The organism is Pectobacterium carotovorum, from assembly GCA_016415585.1.
GTDB classification, from domain to species: domain Bacteria; phylum Pseudomonadota; class Gammaproteobacteria; order Enterobacterales; family Enterobacteriaceae; genus Pectobacterium; species Pectobacterium carotovorum_K.
In genome coordinates, this window is sequence record CP066552.1 from 2912186 (window position 1) to 2927031 (window position 14846).

13 protein-coding genes, 1 tRNA gene and 1 pseudogene are annotated in these 14846 nt (G+C 49.3%); 9 read left to right on the plus strand and 6 right to left on the minus strand.

The features are described from left to right. Nucleotides 1–50: 50 nt before the first annotated feature. Nucleotides 51–2108, minus strand: coding sequence for a DNA helicase IV (helD, locus tag JFY74_12885; protein QQG27025.1), 2058 nt, complete (start codon nucleotides 2106–2108; stop codon nucleotides 51–53). Nucleotides 2109–2305: 197 nt separating this feature from the next. Between helD and JFY74_12890 the strand changes: the two genes are divergently transcribed. Both JFY74_12890 and yccS read left to right on the plus strand, forming a co-directional pair. Then, the gene (locus JFY74_12890; GenBank protein QQG27026.1) at nucleotides 2306–2752 is read left to right on the plus strand and encodes a YccF domain-containing protein; all 447 of its coding nucleotides are present in this window, start codon (nucleotides 2306–2308) and stop codon (nucleotides 2750–2752) included. 20 nt (nucleotides 2753–2772) lie between these two features. Further along, on the plus strand, nucleotides 2773–4908 hold the full coding sequence (gene yccS / locus JFY74_12895; protein ID QQG27027.1) for a TIGR01666 family membrane protein: 2136 nt from the start codon (nucleotides 2773–2775) through the stop codon (nucleotides 4906–4908). Between the two features lie 16 nt (nucleotides 4909–4924). Here the strand turns inward: yccS and JFY74_12900 are convergent, their stop codons facing one another. Next, complete coding sequence (locus JFY74_12900) at nucleotides 4925–5545, minus strand: TfoX/Sxy family DNA transformation protein (GenBank protein QQG27028.1); 621 nt, start codon at nucleotides 5543–5545, stop codon at nucleotides 4925–4927. Nucleotides 5546–5768: 223 nt separating this feature from the next. On the opposite strand from JFY74_12900, the gene sulA reads away from it, so the two are divergent. Further along, nucleotides 5769–6275 carry a cell division inhibitor SulA gene (sulA, locus tag JFY74_12905; GenBank protein ID QQG27029.1) on the plus strand — a complete coding sequence of 169 codons (507 nt, stop codon included), beginning with the start codon at nucleotides 5769–5771 and terminating at the stop codon, nucleotides 6273–6275. A 362-nt stretch (nucleotides 6276–6637) separates the two neighbouring features. Beyond that, a complete protein-coding gene (ompA, locus tag JFY74_12910; GenBank protein ID QQG27030.1) occupies nucleotides 6638–7723 on the plus strand; it encodes a porin OmpA in 1086 nt (361 codons plus the stop codon). Between the two features lie 151 nt (nucleotides 7724–7874). On the opposite strand, the gene matP is transcribed toward ompA, so the two are convergent. Further along, on the minus strand, nucleotides 7875–8333 hold the full coding sequence (matP, locus tag JFY74_12915; protein ID QQG27031.1) for a macrodomain Ter protein MatP: 459 nt from the start codon (nucleotides 8331–8333) through the stop codon (nucleotides 7875–7877). Nucleotides 8334–8510: 177 nt separating this feature from the next. Here matP and JFY74_12920 point away from each other — a divergent pair, with 177 nt between their 5' ends. Beyond that, the gene (locus tag JFY74_12920) at nucleotides 8511–10280 is read left to right on the plus strand and encodes a Lon protease family protein (protein QQG27032.1); all 1770 of its coding nucleotides are present in this window, start codon (nucleotides 8511–8513) and stop codon (nucleotides 10278–10280) included. 113 nt (nucleotides 10281–10393) lie between these two features. Next, a complete protein-coding gene (gene fabA, locus JFY74_12925) occupies nucleotides 10394–10912 on the plus strand; it encodes a bifunctional 3-hydroxydecanoyl-ACP dehydratase/trans-2-decenoyl-ACP isomerase (protein QQG27033.1) in 519 nt (172 codons plus the stop codon). 94 nt (nucleotides 10913–11006) lie between these two features. Here the strand turns inward: fabA and JFY74_12930 are convergent, their stop codons facing one another. Continuing rightward, the gene (locus JFY74_12930) at nucleotides 11007–11660 is read right to left on the minus strand and encodes a tellurite resistance TerB family protein (protein ID QQG27034.1); all 654 of its coding nucleotides are present in this window, start codon (nucleotides 11658–11660) and stop codon (nucleotides 11007–11009) included. A gap of 44 nt (nucleotides 11661–11704) precedes the next feature. Beyond that, nucleotides 11705–12067: pseudogene (locus JFY74_12935) on the minus strand (TetR family transcriptional regulator). Between the two features lie 434 nt (nucleotides 12068–12501). On the opposite strand from JFY74_12935, the gene JFY74_12940 reads away from it, so the two are divergent. The 3 genes from JFY74_12940 to JFY74_12950 all read left to right on the plus strand — a co-directional run bounded on the left by JFY74_12940 (nucleotide 12502) and on the right by JFY74_12950 (nucleotide 13875). Then, nucleotides 12502–13140 carry an RpiB/LacA/LacB family sugar-phosphate isomerase gene (locus JFY74_12940; protein ID QQG27035.1) on the plus strand — a complete coding sequence of 213 codons (639 nt, stop codon included), beginning with the start codon at nucleotides 12502–12504 and terminating at the stop codon, nucleotides 13138–13140. Nucleotides 13141–13358: 218 nt separating this feature from the next. Then, nucleotides 13359–13448: transfer RNA gene (locus JFY74_12945), tRNA-Ser, on the plus strand. After that, the gene (locus JFY74_12950) at nucleotides 13408–13875 is read left to right on the plus strand and encodes a hypothetical protein (protein ID QQG27036.1); all 468 of its coding nucleotides are present in this window, start codon (nucleotides 13408–13410) and stop codon (nucleotides 13873–13875) included. Before JFY74_12945 ends, JFY74_12950 begins: the two co-directional genes overlap by 41 nt. Nucleotides 13876–13907: 32 nt before the next feature. Here the strand turns inward: JFY74_12950 and JFY74_12955 are convergent, their stop codons facing one another. Continuing rightward, the gene (locus JFY74_12955) at nucleotides 13908–14450 is read right to left on the minus strand and encodes a rhodanese family protein (protein ID QQG27037.1); all 543 of its coding nucleotides are present in this window, start codon (nucleotides 14448–14450) and stop codon (nucleotides 13908–13910) included. Between the last annotated feature and the right edge of the window lie 396 nt (nucleotides 14451–14846).

Below are 14846 nucleotides of genomic sequence, written 5' to 3' on the forward strand. Positions count from 1 at the left end.
ATGTACTACACCGTCGACGCTGGTCTCTTCTGTTCTACATCTCTTTTTTGTTATCCCGGCTTACGCAGCATCGGTACACCTAAACGATGAAGATGTTCAATAAACACCGATGGATTCGCCACATCCTGTAACAACCAAACGCGATGCTTCGCCCTCGTCAACGCCACATACAGTAAACGTCGCTCTTCCGCATCGGGGAAATCCTCTGGTTCAGGTAACAGCACCGCCTCAATCACAGACTCTCTTGCCGGAGCCGGGAATCCGTCTTTCCCTTCATGCATACCCACGATAATGACATATTCCGCCTGCTGCCCTTTACTGGCGTGCACCGTCATGAAATCAATCTGCAAATTCGGCCATTTGGTCGCAGCCTTCTCTAAAATCGCCGGGCGTAAATGGTGATAACGCGCCAGCACGAGAATGCGTTCATCAGCTTTCACAAAGCCGCTCAGTTTATCCAGAAGTGGCTCAAGCTGATCCTGAGGCAGGATGGCCACCGCTTTTTTATCACCCTTACTCAGGCTATTAAGCGGTTTCTTCAACTGATACGGATTTTGTTGTATGAACGTGTTGGCGACTTCACCAATGCGTTCATTAAAACGGTAGGTGGTATCCAGCGCACACTGTTCACCTACGCCGAAATGCTGTTCAAATGCTGTCGTCAACGCCAGCTCAGCACCGCTAAAACGGTAAATTGCCTGCCAGTCATCCCCTACGGCAAAAAGACAGGTACGGCTATTTTGTCGACGCAATGCTGCTAACAGTGTTGCACGCTGTGGCGAAATATCTTGAAATTCGTCCACCAGAATGTGCTTCCAGGGGCTCACAAAGCGCCCTTTATCCAGCAAGTTCACAGCCTGATGGATAAGACCGGAGAAATCGACGGCATTTTCGTCCTTAAGCGCTTTTTTCCAGGCTTTCAACAACGGCGCCATCAGGCGAACTCGTTGCTGAAACGCTGTCCGAATGGATTCTGGCGCCTGCTCAACCATTTCGCTCTGGCTGCCGCCGTGCATACGCATCAATCCTAACCAGCGCTCCAGTCGCCCGGCCAACCGCCCCGCCAGCTTCGGGTCGTTCCAGAAATCGCCTTCTGGCACCTCCCATTCCAGCTCTTCCGTTAACCAACATCGCCACCCGTTAGCCTGCGTTTTTTTCTCGGCACACTGCTGCTGCCAGTGAGAAATCAGCAGTTCTCGCCGCTGTTTCGCATCACTTTCCAGTTGGCTTATCATCGGAGCCTTGCGGCTAGCCTGCTGAATAATGTGCAATGCCAGCGCATGGAACGTCTTAGCCTGAATCTCATCCGTGTTGAGCCGCTCCTGGATGCGCTCGTTCATCTCTTCCGCCGCTTTACGCCCAAATGCCAGCAGTAAAATCTGATCGGGCGTGGCTTCTTGACGATGCATTAACCATGCTGCTCGGGCCACCAGCACGGAGGTTTTTCCGCTGCCAGCCCCGGCCAATACCAACACGCCCTCTTCGCCATTGATCACCGCTTTACTCTGCGACACATTTAATGGCGAACTCTCCACTGTTTCAAAGAAAGGCTGTTCTGCCGCCAGCGTGCGATCCATCCATGCCTGATTCACCGCAGTGCGCGTCTCATCGCCCTGCTCAAGCCAGCGCAAGCAATGCTGGTAGTGATCATGACAGTTATCAAAGGCTTCAAGACGAGACACAGGAAGAGGCAATGCCCCCAGCGAATCGCGAATGGCATTTTGCAACGTTGCCAGAGCCTGACGGCTAAACCATTTGTCTTGCTGCGTCAGTGTTTGAATGCTGTCCGTTTGGCGCTGCAAAACTTCAGCGCTGATCAGACTCATCTCCTCGCTCCAGTCGAACCAGGATTTAAGAAGATGGCGGTAAAAAGCCTGCGTTTCCTGCCACTCTGTTCCGTGCAGGCGCACCACTTTTCCGGCTGGCAATTCAAATTCCAGCTCTCCCCACACCAGCCCTCTTTTACAGTGAATACTCAACAACTGATTAAAGGGGATCAGGTATTGATGTTTATCGCCACTCACTTCGACACCGGCATTCAGTAACCGCACCCGGTTGTAAGGATGCTGGGCCAGATGTTTACCTAACGAGGTAGATTTCAGTTCCATGATGTTCGCGCCATGACTATGTGAGAGGTTATTCGTCCATTTTTTATCGTTTATCTGTTCCCTAGTTTACCCGTTATAGGACTTCACGCTCTAGCCTTAAAAACAGGTTAGGATATCCTGATGCTTAATGTGATAATTCTTTTACCATCAGCGAGTTTGGGACGTTATCTGGTTACCTTACAAGTACAGGAGAGACTATGCGTACTGTGTTGAATATCCTTAATTTCGTATTAGGTGGTTTTTTCACCACGTTAGCCTGGCTTCTGGCAACAGTCGTCAGCGTGTTGCTGATTTTTACCTTACCGCTAACGCGTTCATGCTGGGAAATCACCAAGCTGTCGCTCTTGCCTTATGGTAATGAAGCGATCCATGTTGATGAGCTACGGCCAGATGAAAAGAGCGCGATTCTCAGCGCGGGCGGATCGCTGCTGAACATCTTCTGGTTCATTTTCTTTGGCTGGTGGCTTTGCCTGTCGCACATCATTACCGGCATAGCACAGTGCATTACGATCATTGGCATTCCTGTTGGCATCGCCAATCTTAAAATTGCTGCCATCGCGCTGTGGCCAGTAGGGCGTCGCGTGGTTTCCGTCGAACTGGCGCAGGCAGCACGGGAAAATAATGCCCGCCGCCACTTTCGCTAACGGCATCTAAGGATATTACGTTGCTCACCTTCGCCCCGGGAATTCGCCGCTATGTGTATAACAGCAGTTGGCTGTATACCATTCGCATCCTCATTGCACTGAGTGGTGCGGCGGCCGTTCCCTGGTGGCTAGGGCAGCCAACATCGACAATCCCCGTCACGCTTGGCGTCGTCGCGGCCGCCCTCACCGACCTTGACGATCGCCTCACCGGGCGTTTGCGTAATTTGTTCATTACGCTGGCCTGTTTTTTTGTCGCTTCCGTCTCGATTGAATTGCTTTTCCCCCATCCCTGGCTGTTTGGCCTTGGTCTGGCGGTATCGACCTGCGGCTTTATTCTGCTCGGTGCATTAGGGCAGCGCTATGCAACCATCGCATTCGGCGCACTGCTGATCGCGATTTACACCATGCTGGGCATATCCCTTTACGACAACTGGTATCAGCAGCCCATCATGCTGCTGATCGGAGCCTCCTGGTACAACCTGCTGACGCTATTCGGCCATCTGATATTCCCCATCCGCCCGTTGCAGGATAACCTCGCGCAGTGTTATCAGCTGTTGGCTCGCTATCTGGATGCCAAAGCCAATCTCTTCGATCCCGATATTGAAGAAGAAACCGACAAGCCCTTAATTGACGTCGCGATGGCAAACAGCCAACTGGTTGCGACGCTCAACCAGACCAAGTCATCGCTGCTAACGCGTCTGCGTGGCGATCGCGGCCAGCGCGGAACGCGTCAAACGCTGCACTACTATTTTGTCGCGCAGGATATTCACGAACGGGCCAGCTCATCGCATGTTTACTATCCGCAATTGCGTGAGAAACTGCGCTATAGCGACGTCCTATTTCGTTTTCAGCGCCTGCTGAGTAGGCAGGCCAAAGCCTGTCAGCAGTTGTCGCAATCCATTCTGCTGCACCAAAAATATCAGCATGACGGCCGCATTGAGCGAGCTTTCGTGCATCTCGAATCCGCTATTGCACGTATCGCAGCCAGCAACATGGCAGACGCCGCACAAATCAAAGCACTCACCTATCTCTTGAATAACCTGCGCGCCATTGATGCTCAGTTGGCGACTATCGAATCCGAACAGGCCATTGAGCAAGAGAACAACCCGGAAAACACGCTGGCAGACGACAAAATCACGGGCTGGAGTGACATCCGCTTACGCATTAGCCGCCACCTGACGCCGCAGTCAGCACTGTTTCGTCATGCCATCCGTATGTCCGTGCTACTCTGTAGTGGCTACGCGTTAATTCAGATCACGGGCTTGCAACACGGTTACTGGATTCTGCTAACCAGCCTGTTTGTTTGTCAGCCCAACTATAACGCCACTCGGCGGCGGCTGACGTTAAGAATTATCGGGACATTGACCGGTATTTTGCTCGGCCTACCTATCCTGTACTTCGTTCCTTCGCTGGAAGGACAACTGACGTTGATCGTTATTAGTGGCGTACTGTTTTTCGCCTTTCGCAACGTGCAGTACGCCCACGCGACCATGTTTATTACGCTGCTTGTCCTGCTCTGTTTCAACCTGTTAGGTGAAGGCTTTGACGTTGCGGTGCCACGCATCATTGATACGCTACTCGGATGTGCCATCGCCTGGGCGGCAGTGAGTTTTATTTGGCCGGACTGGCGCTTTCGCGGTCTGCCAACCGTCATCAATAAGACATTGAACGCCAACTGCCGTTATCTTGATGCGATCATGGTTCAATATTATCAGGGGAAAGATAATAGCTTGCCTTATCGCATTGCACGCCGCGATGCACATAACTGCGATGCAGAGCTGGCATCCGTCGTATCGAATATGTCTTCAGAGCCTCATGCGACCAGAAGCAAGCTGGACAGTGCATTCCGCTTCATGTGCCTGAATCATACGTTACTAAGCTATATTTCGACGCTTGGCGCACACCGAGGGAAAATTACTTCAGCGGAAACTCTGCAATTGCTGGATGATGTCGTTTGTCACGTTGATGATGCGCTACACTGCAGCGAAGAGGAAAGTTTGCGTATCAATCAGAGATTGAAAACCATCACCGCCAGCCTTCAATCCCTTTCACCCGAGTCAGACAGTAAAGAATCATTAATTATTCAGCAAATCAGCCTGCTGATCGGCCTCTTACCTGAACTCGTACAGCTAAAAAATGACATGATGACACTGTAAAAATATGACGTATCTCCTAGTGCTTTGACCCTTTGGAGACAGCGTTATTTTTATACCACTCCAACAGTTCATTGCGAATACCGCGAGGGAGTGCCGCCTGATGCGTACCACAAATTGCACCAGCAAGCGCCAATAGCACGTTGACACTCAGATTAGCGCGAACTTTCCGCAATTCGAGATAGCTGTTTTTCGCGCCGCAATGCTGCAATTCATCGACATTCGTTATCCCCGCCTTCCATAACAGACGCTCAATATCGTGGTTAAGGTTCGGAAGATCCTTTAAACGCCCGTTCGTACTTTTGATGGCTTTATCATACTGCGCGCCGACCAGCGCCAGACGGGCAAAATACAATAGCTGAACAGGTTCTTGCCATAATGATTCATCAACAAGAAAATAATTCAACGGGACTGGCATACCGCGTTTGGTATAAATCAAATTAGGCATGTCACGCTGCTGAAAATATTCTTCATCCTTCTTACTAGCGCGAAGATAAAGCTCCCCTTCCGACACCAGTCCAAAAATGGTTTTATTTGCTGCTATGCTATAGCCACCGAACTGGGAGCGTGAACTGATGTCCCCCAAAGATGAAAAAGAATGCTGAGATTGCAAAATCCTTTTTTTGCATAATTGTTTCATTGCCATAATCCTTAGTATTGAAATGATCTCTTCCTGAACAATTAAAAATATCTGTAGCAGGAACAAATAATTAAACACAGCCCCGATACGGCTTCAAACAGTAAATGTGTTTACTGTCTCTTGCATATGGAATATGCGAAGCGCTTTCAAAAAATCAGGTTGATTTTCACACACACAGAAGATACTGTATATTCATACAGTAACACTATGGGTGGAACTCATTATGCGTGCACAATCAATTCGCTCTCACAACATGCAGTCGTCATCGGTTTCTGCAAATCAGCATGCTGCGGAAACCTCGATCGACGCGGGCGGAATCATCAGCGAAATCGTGTACAACGCCGCTCAACCCATAGTCACATACCTGCTATTACCGCTCTTATTGCAGTTAGGTACGCAATCCCGTTGGTTGCTATGGCTTTCGCCTCAACAAAAATTGAGCCGTCCCTGGGTACAGCAATCTGGGTTACCGTTGGATAAAATAGTGCAACTTCACCACATCAATCCGCTGTTTACGGTTGATGCCATGGAAAGAGCCTTGCTGACAGGAAACTACAGCGCGGTGTTGTGCTGGCTACCACTCGAATTAACGGAAGAAGATAAGGTTCGGCTACGGCATGCCGCACAGGCAGGAAATACATGTGGCTTTATCATGCGGCCAGAAAGTACTAGCGATGACGCCTATAGACTATTTCCCAGCCTGAAAATTCATTCGACATTGTATCATTAAGTAAATTAAGAATTTTCTCAGCCCCGTCAGGTTGCGTGCTATACAGATCGCCGCAGAGCGGTATTCTTCGGGCTTTTTGGGTATATTTAATACAGCGAAAAGGCGTAAGATCTGTCAAAAGCATCTACTATTTGTTAGCAAGTATGTATGAATCGTGCGGTTTTCTTATGATGCAAATCACATCATACTTGTAACTTTCTCATCACGTTGTAGACTTTGACCCGCTGGAGTTGCTCTTTTATAACGTCAGTTGACTGACAGCAAGTCATAAATAAGGGCAAAGTCTCCAACCAAAGGATTTTAACCAAAGGTTTATTAGCCCCTCAGGTTAATTACCGATTTGGATGATAATGAGGCGTAAAATGAAAAAAACAGCTATCGCAGTTGCAGTGGCACTGGCTAGCTTCGCGACCGTCGCGCAAGCAGCTCCTAAAGACAATACCTGGTACACCGGTGGTAAACTGGGTGTGTCTCAATTCCACGATACTGGTTTCTACGGAAATGGTTACACTGGTGTCAACAACAACCCAATCAAAAGCAAGTTAGGCGCTGGTGCGTTTGTTGGTTATCAAGCCAACCCTTACTTGGGTTTTGAACTGGGCTACGACTGGCTGGGTCGCATGAAGTATGCAGGTTCTACTTCTGACGTAGCAGACAGTGCAAGCTTCAAAGCACAGGGCATCCAACTAGCAACTAAACTGAGCTACCCGGTTATGCCCGATCTGGACGTTTATACCCGTCTGGGCGGTATGGTATGGCGCGCTGACAGCCACGCTGACAGAAGCGGAACTCATCTCAACAACGACGACACGGGCATTTCCCCGCTGGCTGCGATCGGTGTTGAATACGCTATCGATAAAAACTGGGCTACTCGTGTTGACTACCAGTGGGTAAGCAACATTGGTGATGCAGGTACCGTTGGTGCCCGTCCAGACAACATGCTGATGAGCGTTGGCCTGTCTTACCGTTTCGGCCAGGATGACCGTGTGGCGCCAGCTGTTGCTCCGGCTCCAACTCCAGCTCCAGCTCCAGTTGTTGAAACCAAGCGTTTCACGCTGAAATCTGACGTCCTGTTCAACTTCAACAAAGCAACGCTGAAAGCAGAAGGCCAGCAATCACTGGATCAACTGTACACTCAGCTGAGCTCTCTGGATCCGAAAGACGGTTCTGTTGTTGTTCTGGGCTTCACTGACCGTTTAGGTTCAGAGCAATATAACCAAGCCCTGTCTGAAAAACGCGCACAGAGCGTCGTTGATTACCTGGTTTCTAAAGGTATCCCTGCGAACAAAGTCTCTGCTCGTGGTCTGGGTAAATCTCAACCAGTTACGGGTTCTACCTGTGACAACGTGAAACCTCGTGCTGCGCTGATCGACTGCCTGGCACCAGATCGTCGCGTAGAGATCGAAGTTAAAGGCATCAAAGACGTTGTAACTCAGCCTCAGGCTTAAGTTATTAACGAAAAAAAACCTCGCTCCGGCGAGGTTTTTTTATGCCGGACATCCTTGTCCGTCACCCTGTGGGTCGTTGCTGCGCAACGTTGAAAAACGCTCCCTGCGTTTTTTTATGCGTGTTTGTCAGCCCAATAAATGAAGAAAGCGATCACGTCTCGTCTTTATTCAGAATGGCTTTAAGATCCTGTTTAAGCAGCGACATCTGGCTGGCATATTTTTCTTTGTGCTCAGCGTCTTCGATTAACTGCACGATCGTTTCTGACAGAGTAACCCCACGTCTCTGAGCCAGAGCAGCAAGGCGCTGCCAGACCAAGTATTCCAAATCGATCGATTTCTTGCGTGTATGCTGGTGTTCTGCGTTGAAATGGCGTTTGCGCCGTGCGCGAATCGTTTGCTTCATCCGGTTTTCTAAGGTGGGATTCATACATTGCGCAATCCACTCCAACACTTTCACCGGCTGGTTTTCCATTTTAAGCAATGCCTGTACGGCATCATCCGCAGCGCTTTGCTCGAGAAAACGCGTAATCTCTTCTCCCTCCCGATGCTTCTTCACCAGGTATTTCCATTTCCACCCGCACTCAAGATTTTCTAGTTGTTGATATTTCATATTAAATTCTTCAGTGACCGCGTAACGTAACTTTCAGCATAACAGTTTTCCCTGATTTTGACCGCTTTCTGGCGGCTTTCTGACAGCTTTTAAGACGATTAGCCAAACGTGGTCTGAGCTTCACCGTATGAAAGATGACGGAGAGATGACTCTCCTTATGTGAAGTCTAGATTATTCTTGTATAATCACGCTTTTCCTTCAGACGATTACATTGATACTTTGACCAGTAACCGACTCTCATGGCAGCATTTACTGCCCGATAATACGCCTTATCACACGCTATTCACTCAGGCAGCTCAACTTGCTCCTGCTGAATTCTCCGCTATTCAGTCACGTCTGGCAGATAGCCTGACGCTCTTTTGCCACCCTCGTTCACCTTCGCGCTTTATGCTGTTGAAAGCGCAGGAGAATGATGAATATATGGCATTGATCGCCCGTGCGCTGAGCGCCATCAGGCCAGACTCCGGGGCGATACATGGCAGTAAATATATCATTGAGGGTCGTCATATCCGGGTCGAACCCGCCACACAGCCTGCGGATAACTTTGCCGCACAGCAGTCCTGTGGCTATCAGGAATGGATTGAGCCTGAACAGCTCTTCGGCTGCGTGCGCAGTTTTCACGATGACGTCACGCTGCACCCGGGGCTGATTCACCAGGTTAATGGCGGTACGTTGATCCTGTCGGCCAGAGCACTGCTGGCTCAGCCGTTGATGTGGCTGCGTCTGAAACAGATTATGGCTGAAGGCATCTATCGTTGGCTATCACCAGACGAGCGCAAGCCACTTCCTGTTGATGTGCCGCCGATGCCGCTTGATGTTCGCCTGATTATTCTCGGCGACCGCGAAAGTCTGGCAGATATTCATGATATGGAGCCAGAATTAGGCGAACACGCGATTTACGGCGAATTCGAAGCGCAATTGCAGTTGATTGAAACTGACGACATGGCGCGCTGGTGCTCCTACATCAATGCACTATGCAGCGAAAATCAGTTACCGCTGCTGGATGCCGATGCCTGGCCAGCATTAGTGAACGTGGCGATACGCTACAGCGGCGATCAAGGCAATTTGCCATTATGCCCACGTTGGCTAATCGGCCAGTTAAAATATGCATCGCTATACGCCAGAGATGGCCAGATCACGGAGCAGGCGCTGGTTGACGCCGTTGCCGCTCGCCAATGGCGTGAAGGCTACCTTCGTGAACGCATGCAGGATGAAATCGAATTAGGCCAGATCCTGATCGAAACGGAAGGCGAAGTCGTCGGCCAGATTAATGGACTTTCCGTATTGGAATTCCCAGGCTATCCCGTTGCCTTTGGCGAACCAACACGTATCAGCTGCGTGGTTCACGCTGGCGACGGTGAATTCACCGACGTTGAGCGCAAAGCCGAACTTGCTGGCAATTTACACGCCAAGGGTATGATGATCATGCAGGCGTTCCTGATTACAGAACTGGAGCTTGATCAACAACTGCCCTTCTCGGCTTCCATCGTCTTCGAGCAATCGTATAGCGAAGTTGATGGCGATAGCGCCTCACTCGCAGAGCTGTGCGCGCTGGTAAGCGCCCTCTCCTTGCGGCCAATCAATCAGCAGTTCGCTGTGACCGGTTCTGTCGATCAATTTGGTCACGTACAACCCATTGGCGGTGTGAATGAGAAAATCGAAGGCTTCTTTGAGGTCTGCCAGCGTCGTGGGCTGACGGGAACACAGGGCGTGATTTTACCTGCGGCTAATCTACGTCATCTCTGTTTACAGGAAGATGTCGTTGAAGCGGTACGCGAAGGGAAATTCCATCTTTTCCCGGTAGAAACTGCACCGGAAGCGTTGTCATTATTGACCAACTTAGCTTATGACGATGAACAGCTGCCAAACCTGCTGTCCGCCATTCGTGAGAGAATTGGACAACTTGCACCGCAAGAACGTAGACGTTTCCCTTGGTTTTTCCGTTAAACCAACTGGTTTAACCAGACGCAACAGACTTGCCCAGCGTACAGGTGTACGCTAACCTGCGTACAGGTGTACGCTAACCTGCGTGCTTCATTAAAACAAGGCTTACAGAGACCATGGTAGATAAACGCGAATCCTATACAAAAGAAGACCTCCTTGCCTCCAGTCGTGGCGAACTGTTCGGCCCGAACGGCCCTCAGTTGCCTGCCCCTAACATGCTCATGATGGACCGCGTCGTTAAAATGACGGAAGACGGCGGTAAGTATGGCAAAGGCTATGTGGAAGCCGAATTGGATATCACGCCTGACCTGTGGTTCTTCGGTTGCCATTTCATCGGCGATCCGGTGATGCCAGGCTGCCTCGGTCTGGATGCCATGTGGCAATTAGTCGGCTTTTATCTAGGCTGGTTGGGTGGCGAAGGCAAAGGCCGTGCGCTCGGCGTGGGTGAAGTCAAATTCACCGGACAAGTGCTGCCAACAGCGAAGAAAGTGACGTATCGCATTCACTTCAAACGCGTGATCAATCGCCGTTTGGTAATGGGGATTGCTGATGGCGAAGTACTGGTTGACGGTCAGCAGATCTATACCGCTGACGAACTGAAAGTGGGCCTGTTCAAAGACACCAGCGCTTTCTAAGCCTCAGATAGCACTGCGGGCGAAAAACCTTTCGCCCGCGTTATCCGTTTATTTCTCCGACGTTATCTCACCACCGCTTAAACCATTCGCCCTACTATGATGGACTTTTCAGTTCATTGGTGATCGACTGCCGTACGTCTTGCGGTATCTTCAATTCGGTCGCTAACGCATCCAGATAGCTTTTCTCCATGAAGTGATCGACATCAATGACTGCACAGCTCAGGAAGTAGACCTCAAGCGCCTCTTCCTCATTTTTCACATCTTTCGCCAGCAGAATCGGATCAAGCGGTTGTTCTATGGCTTCCTGCACCCAGCGGTGCGCTTCACTGCCCAGTTGCAGTTGCTGAATATTTTCATCAATACGCTGTTTCTCAGTCGCATCAATATGGCCGTCGCTCTTGGCAGCAAAAACCAAAGCCTGAATCAGACGACGCGCGCGAATACTTTCGCCAGAGGACTGGGTGCCAAACTGCGGGTCGTCCTGATGCGTATCGCGAACGCGTTTTTTGTACTGGTTCCACAACACCACGCCCGCCGCCGCACTACCACCAATAATCAACGCATTTTTACCCAACGAACCCATGATTTTTCGCGTGGACTTATTCGACAACAACACGCCCGCCAAACCGCCTAGCGCAGCAGGCTTCAGCATATCGCCTAAATTGCCGTTTTTACCCCCTTGATGCTGATTCCCCTGCTTGCTACCGGAGCCCAATAAGCCCTGAATCTGTTGCAGCCAATTATTCATTTTCATTCCTCAAGGAAAAGTGACATCACTGATGGTGTTGTCACTCATAGTAATGGTGCGGAAGGCGTTTGTTTGTCAGATTGTGTATAGCAATGAAAAGTATGAGCCGCGCTATTCGTCCAGTTATAATAAAAATTCCCCGGAACAATCGCCCTCGAGCGTGCGCAAGGCGTATCTTCCATCAGGCTCAGCAACCTTGATTTCACCGACAGCCCAGATGATCAATCAGATAGCGCATTGTCGCTTCCATGTAAGCCATTTTTATCGCGGAAGTAATAGCTGATGATCCTATTCAACATTCTCGCATGTCGGGCAATCTGTACAACTGAGGCATCATGCGTCCCCACATCGTAGTTAGTTGCAGCCAGGGTTGCTTTGATGAGTTGCTACCGTCTCATGAACTGCATTTTTGACTTTGAGCACCGTACTTCTCGCTCACTTTTCCCTTTTTTTTGTATGGTTAATCCCGAAAAAAGAGAGTGATTCACGCTCCGTTGTGTTCCATTAAATTTTTTTGATTGGGCACTCAATAAAAAATGAATGTTTTTTATTGCTGTACGAACAAGATCCAGATTTTCTTCATTTCAGCCGAGAAGTACCGAGCAATGCCCTAGCCCTCCCTGACGCACAAGCTCTCAAGGAGAAGGGTATCTATTAATTTTCAATCACTTAAAATTTTATCATCCTTTTTTATTTCATCCCATTTTTCCTGAATTTATGGACTGTACCGCATTCTTCACTTCGACGATTTGCGCTTTATTTTTGAAACGGTATACTGCACACATCAAATTGAAATATAGTTTTAAAAAATGTAATTGCCCGTCACAGAAAAGGAACGAACATGAAAATTGCACTGATTAACGAAAACAGCCAAGCTGCTAAAAACGCCATCATCGCAGAGTCTCTGACCAAAGCGGTTGCACCGTTGGGCCACACTGTACACAACTACGGTCAATACGCCGTTGAAGATGCAGCACAGTTGACCTACATCCAAAACGGTATTCTGGCAGCTATCCTGCTGAACTCTGGCGCGGCTGATTTCGTTGTAACCGGTTGCGGTACTGGCCAAGGCGCAATGTTGGCTTGTAACTCTTTCCCAGGCGTAATCTGCGGTCTGGTTGTTGACCCATCTGATGCTTACCTGTTCTCTCAGATCAACAACGGTAATGCCGTATCTGTTCCTTACGCTAAAGGCTTTGGCTGGGGCGCGGAACTGAACCTGGAAAACCTGTTTACCCAGTTGTTCAAAGAAGAAGGCGGCCGAGGCTATCCGAGCGATCGCGTTGTTCCTCAACAACGTAACAAGAAAATTCTGGATGCCGTAAAAGCAGTAACCTACAACGATCTGATCACCATCCTGAAAGGCCTCGATCAGGATCTGGTTAAAGGTGCAGTTGCGGGTCCTAAATTCCAGGAATACTTCTTTGCTAACAGTAAAAATGAAGCACTGACCAGCTACATCAAGACGCTGCTGGCGTAACGTTGTCCTGTTGCTGAAAAACCACAGCCCATTGCGGCCTGTGGTTTTTTTATGCCCATTCCCCACCCCGTTTTACCTACATTTTAACAACGCGTTTGTGTGAACTATCCATTACCGTTCAATGCTTAGCCATACGCACAGTTCGCGCTAAATACTGCTTGACCGAAGCTAATCAACTCCCTATAGTAGCGCTCCGTTGCCCCTTATAGGCAACCCCCGGTGAGGTGTCCGAGAGGCTGAAGGAGCACGCCTGGAAAGTGTGTATACGTGAAAACGTATCAAGGGTTCGAATCCCTTCCTCACCGCCATATATTAAGCAAAATCAATAAGCTAAGAATCGCATTCGGTTTTGTCCTACATAAAGTAAGACATAAAAAGTTCGCTTCGGCGGACTTTTTTGTTTGTGAAACCTCACCTCTCATTAAGTTCGTTTTTTCCTACACCCACTTCCCAACAGGCAGAAAAAAAATCAGAGAAGGCTATGTCTGGCTCACACTGCGTCATTTTAACTCGTCACGACAACAATTCCGGCTGTGTTGTGATAATGCGGTTCATGAGGCCTTCCTGAAAGCAAAACAGTATTATGGCGCATTGCGTCTGGTTGATGAGCCATCGATGTACAACATAAAAACCATTGCGGCCAACCTGCGGCGTCAGAGATTACAGGCAAAAGCGTCGCGAAAATATCGTCCGACAGCGACCGTGAGCATCGCCTTCTTTAACGTTATCAGTTAACACTCCGCTTATCGGCAAGCCATCCCGGCATATCAGCGTTTGGCGGTACGGTTCCACGGCATTTTCATCAACAGCTTTGCCATGCCACAAAAACCCGCCCCCCCCGCAAACAGCAACCCTACCCCAACAAAACCAGAGAGCAGGAAGAAAGCGCTGTTTACGCTGTAGCCCAGTAATATACCACCCAGAATCAGTATGCCAGCGGCGATTTGAACCTGCCGCATGAGTTCAATTGGCTGTTTACGATTCACTTCCGTCGGAAATCCTGCCTTTTTCCATGCGGCCATTCCTCCTTCCAGAAACAATACTATTGCAGGTGAAACCGCCTGCGCCAGCAAGTCGGCATTCTGCTCCGAACGCATGCCAGACAAACAATGGAAAATCACAATCTTTCCTTCCCTCTCATCAGCCGGAAGAACATACTCGACAGAGGAATTCAGTGGGTGCAATTTTGCCTGTGCGATGTGCTCGCGGGCATATTCTTCTGGCTGGCGAATATCAATAAGTACCGCCCCTTCATCTAACAATTTGCGAGCCTGAGCGGGTGAGATAGAAACGGGTGTTGGCATGATCATGATCCTCTTCTGAGCCGTTGAAACTCGTCATAATGCACTCGTTAAACACGGCATTCCGTCGGCAAGGAAGGTGATATCGCCGATTGTCCGCGTCTCATCTTTAGTTTAGTAAAATCTAATAAAGTAAAATCTAAATTAAATAATGAACACGCACAACAACTTTCCACGCAGGGAAAGCAATCGAGACTGGACATCGATTTAGCGACTGATACTCTGTAAATAGAAACGCTATTTTAAAAAGCGACCATGCTGCCGCGATCGCACAGAATGGATCGGTAACGGTATGGATAAGTCACTGTATGAGTAAGTACCGTGCAAAAATAATGCTATTTGCGAGCCACCTTGTGGCTCTGTTTACCGTGCCGACTGGGAAACTTGCGATACCGCCAAGATCGT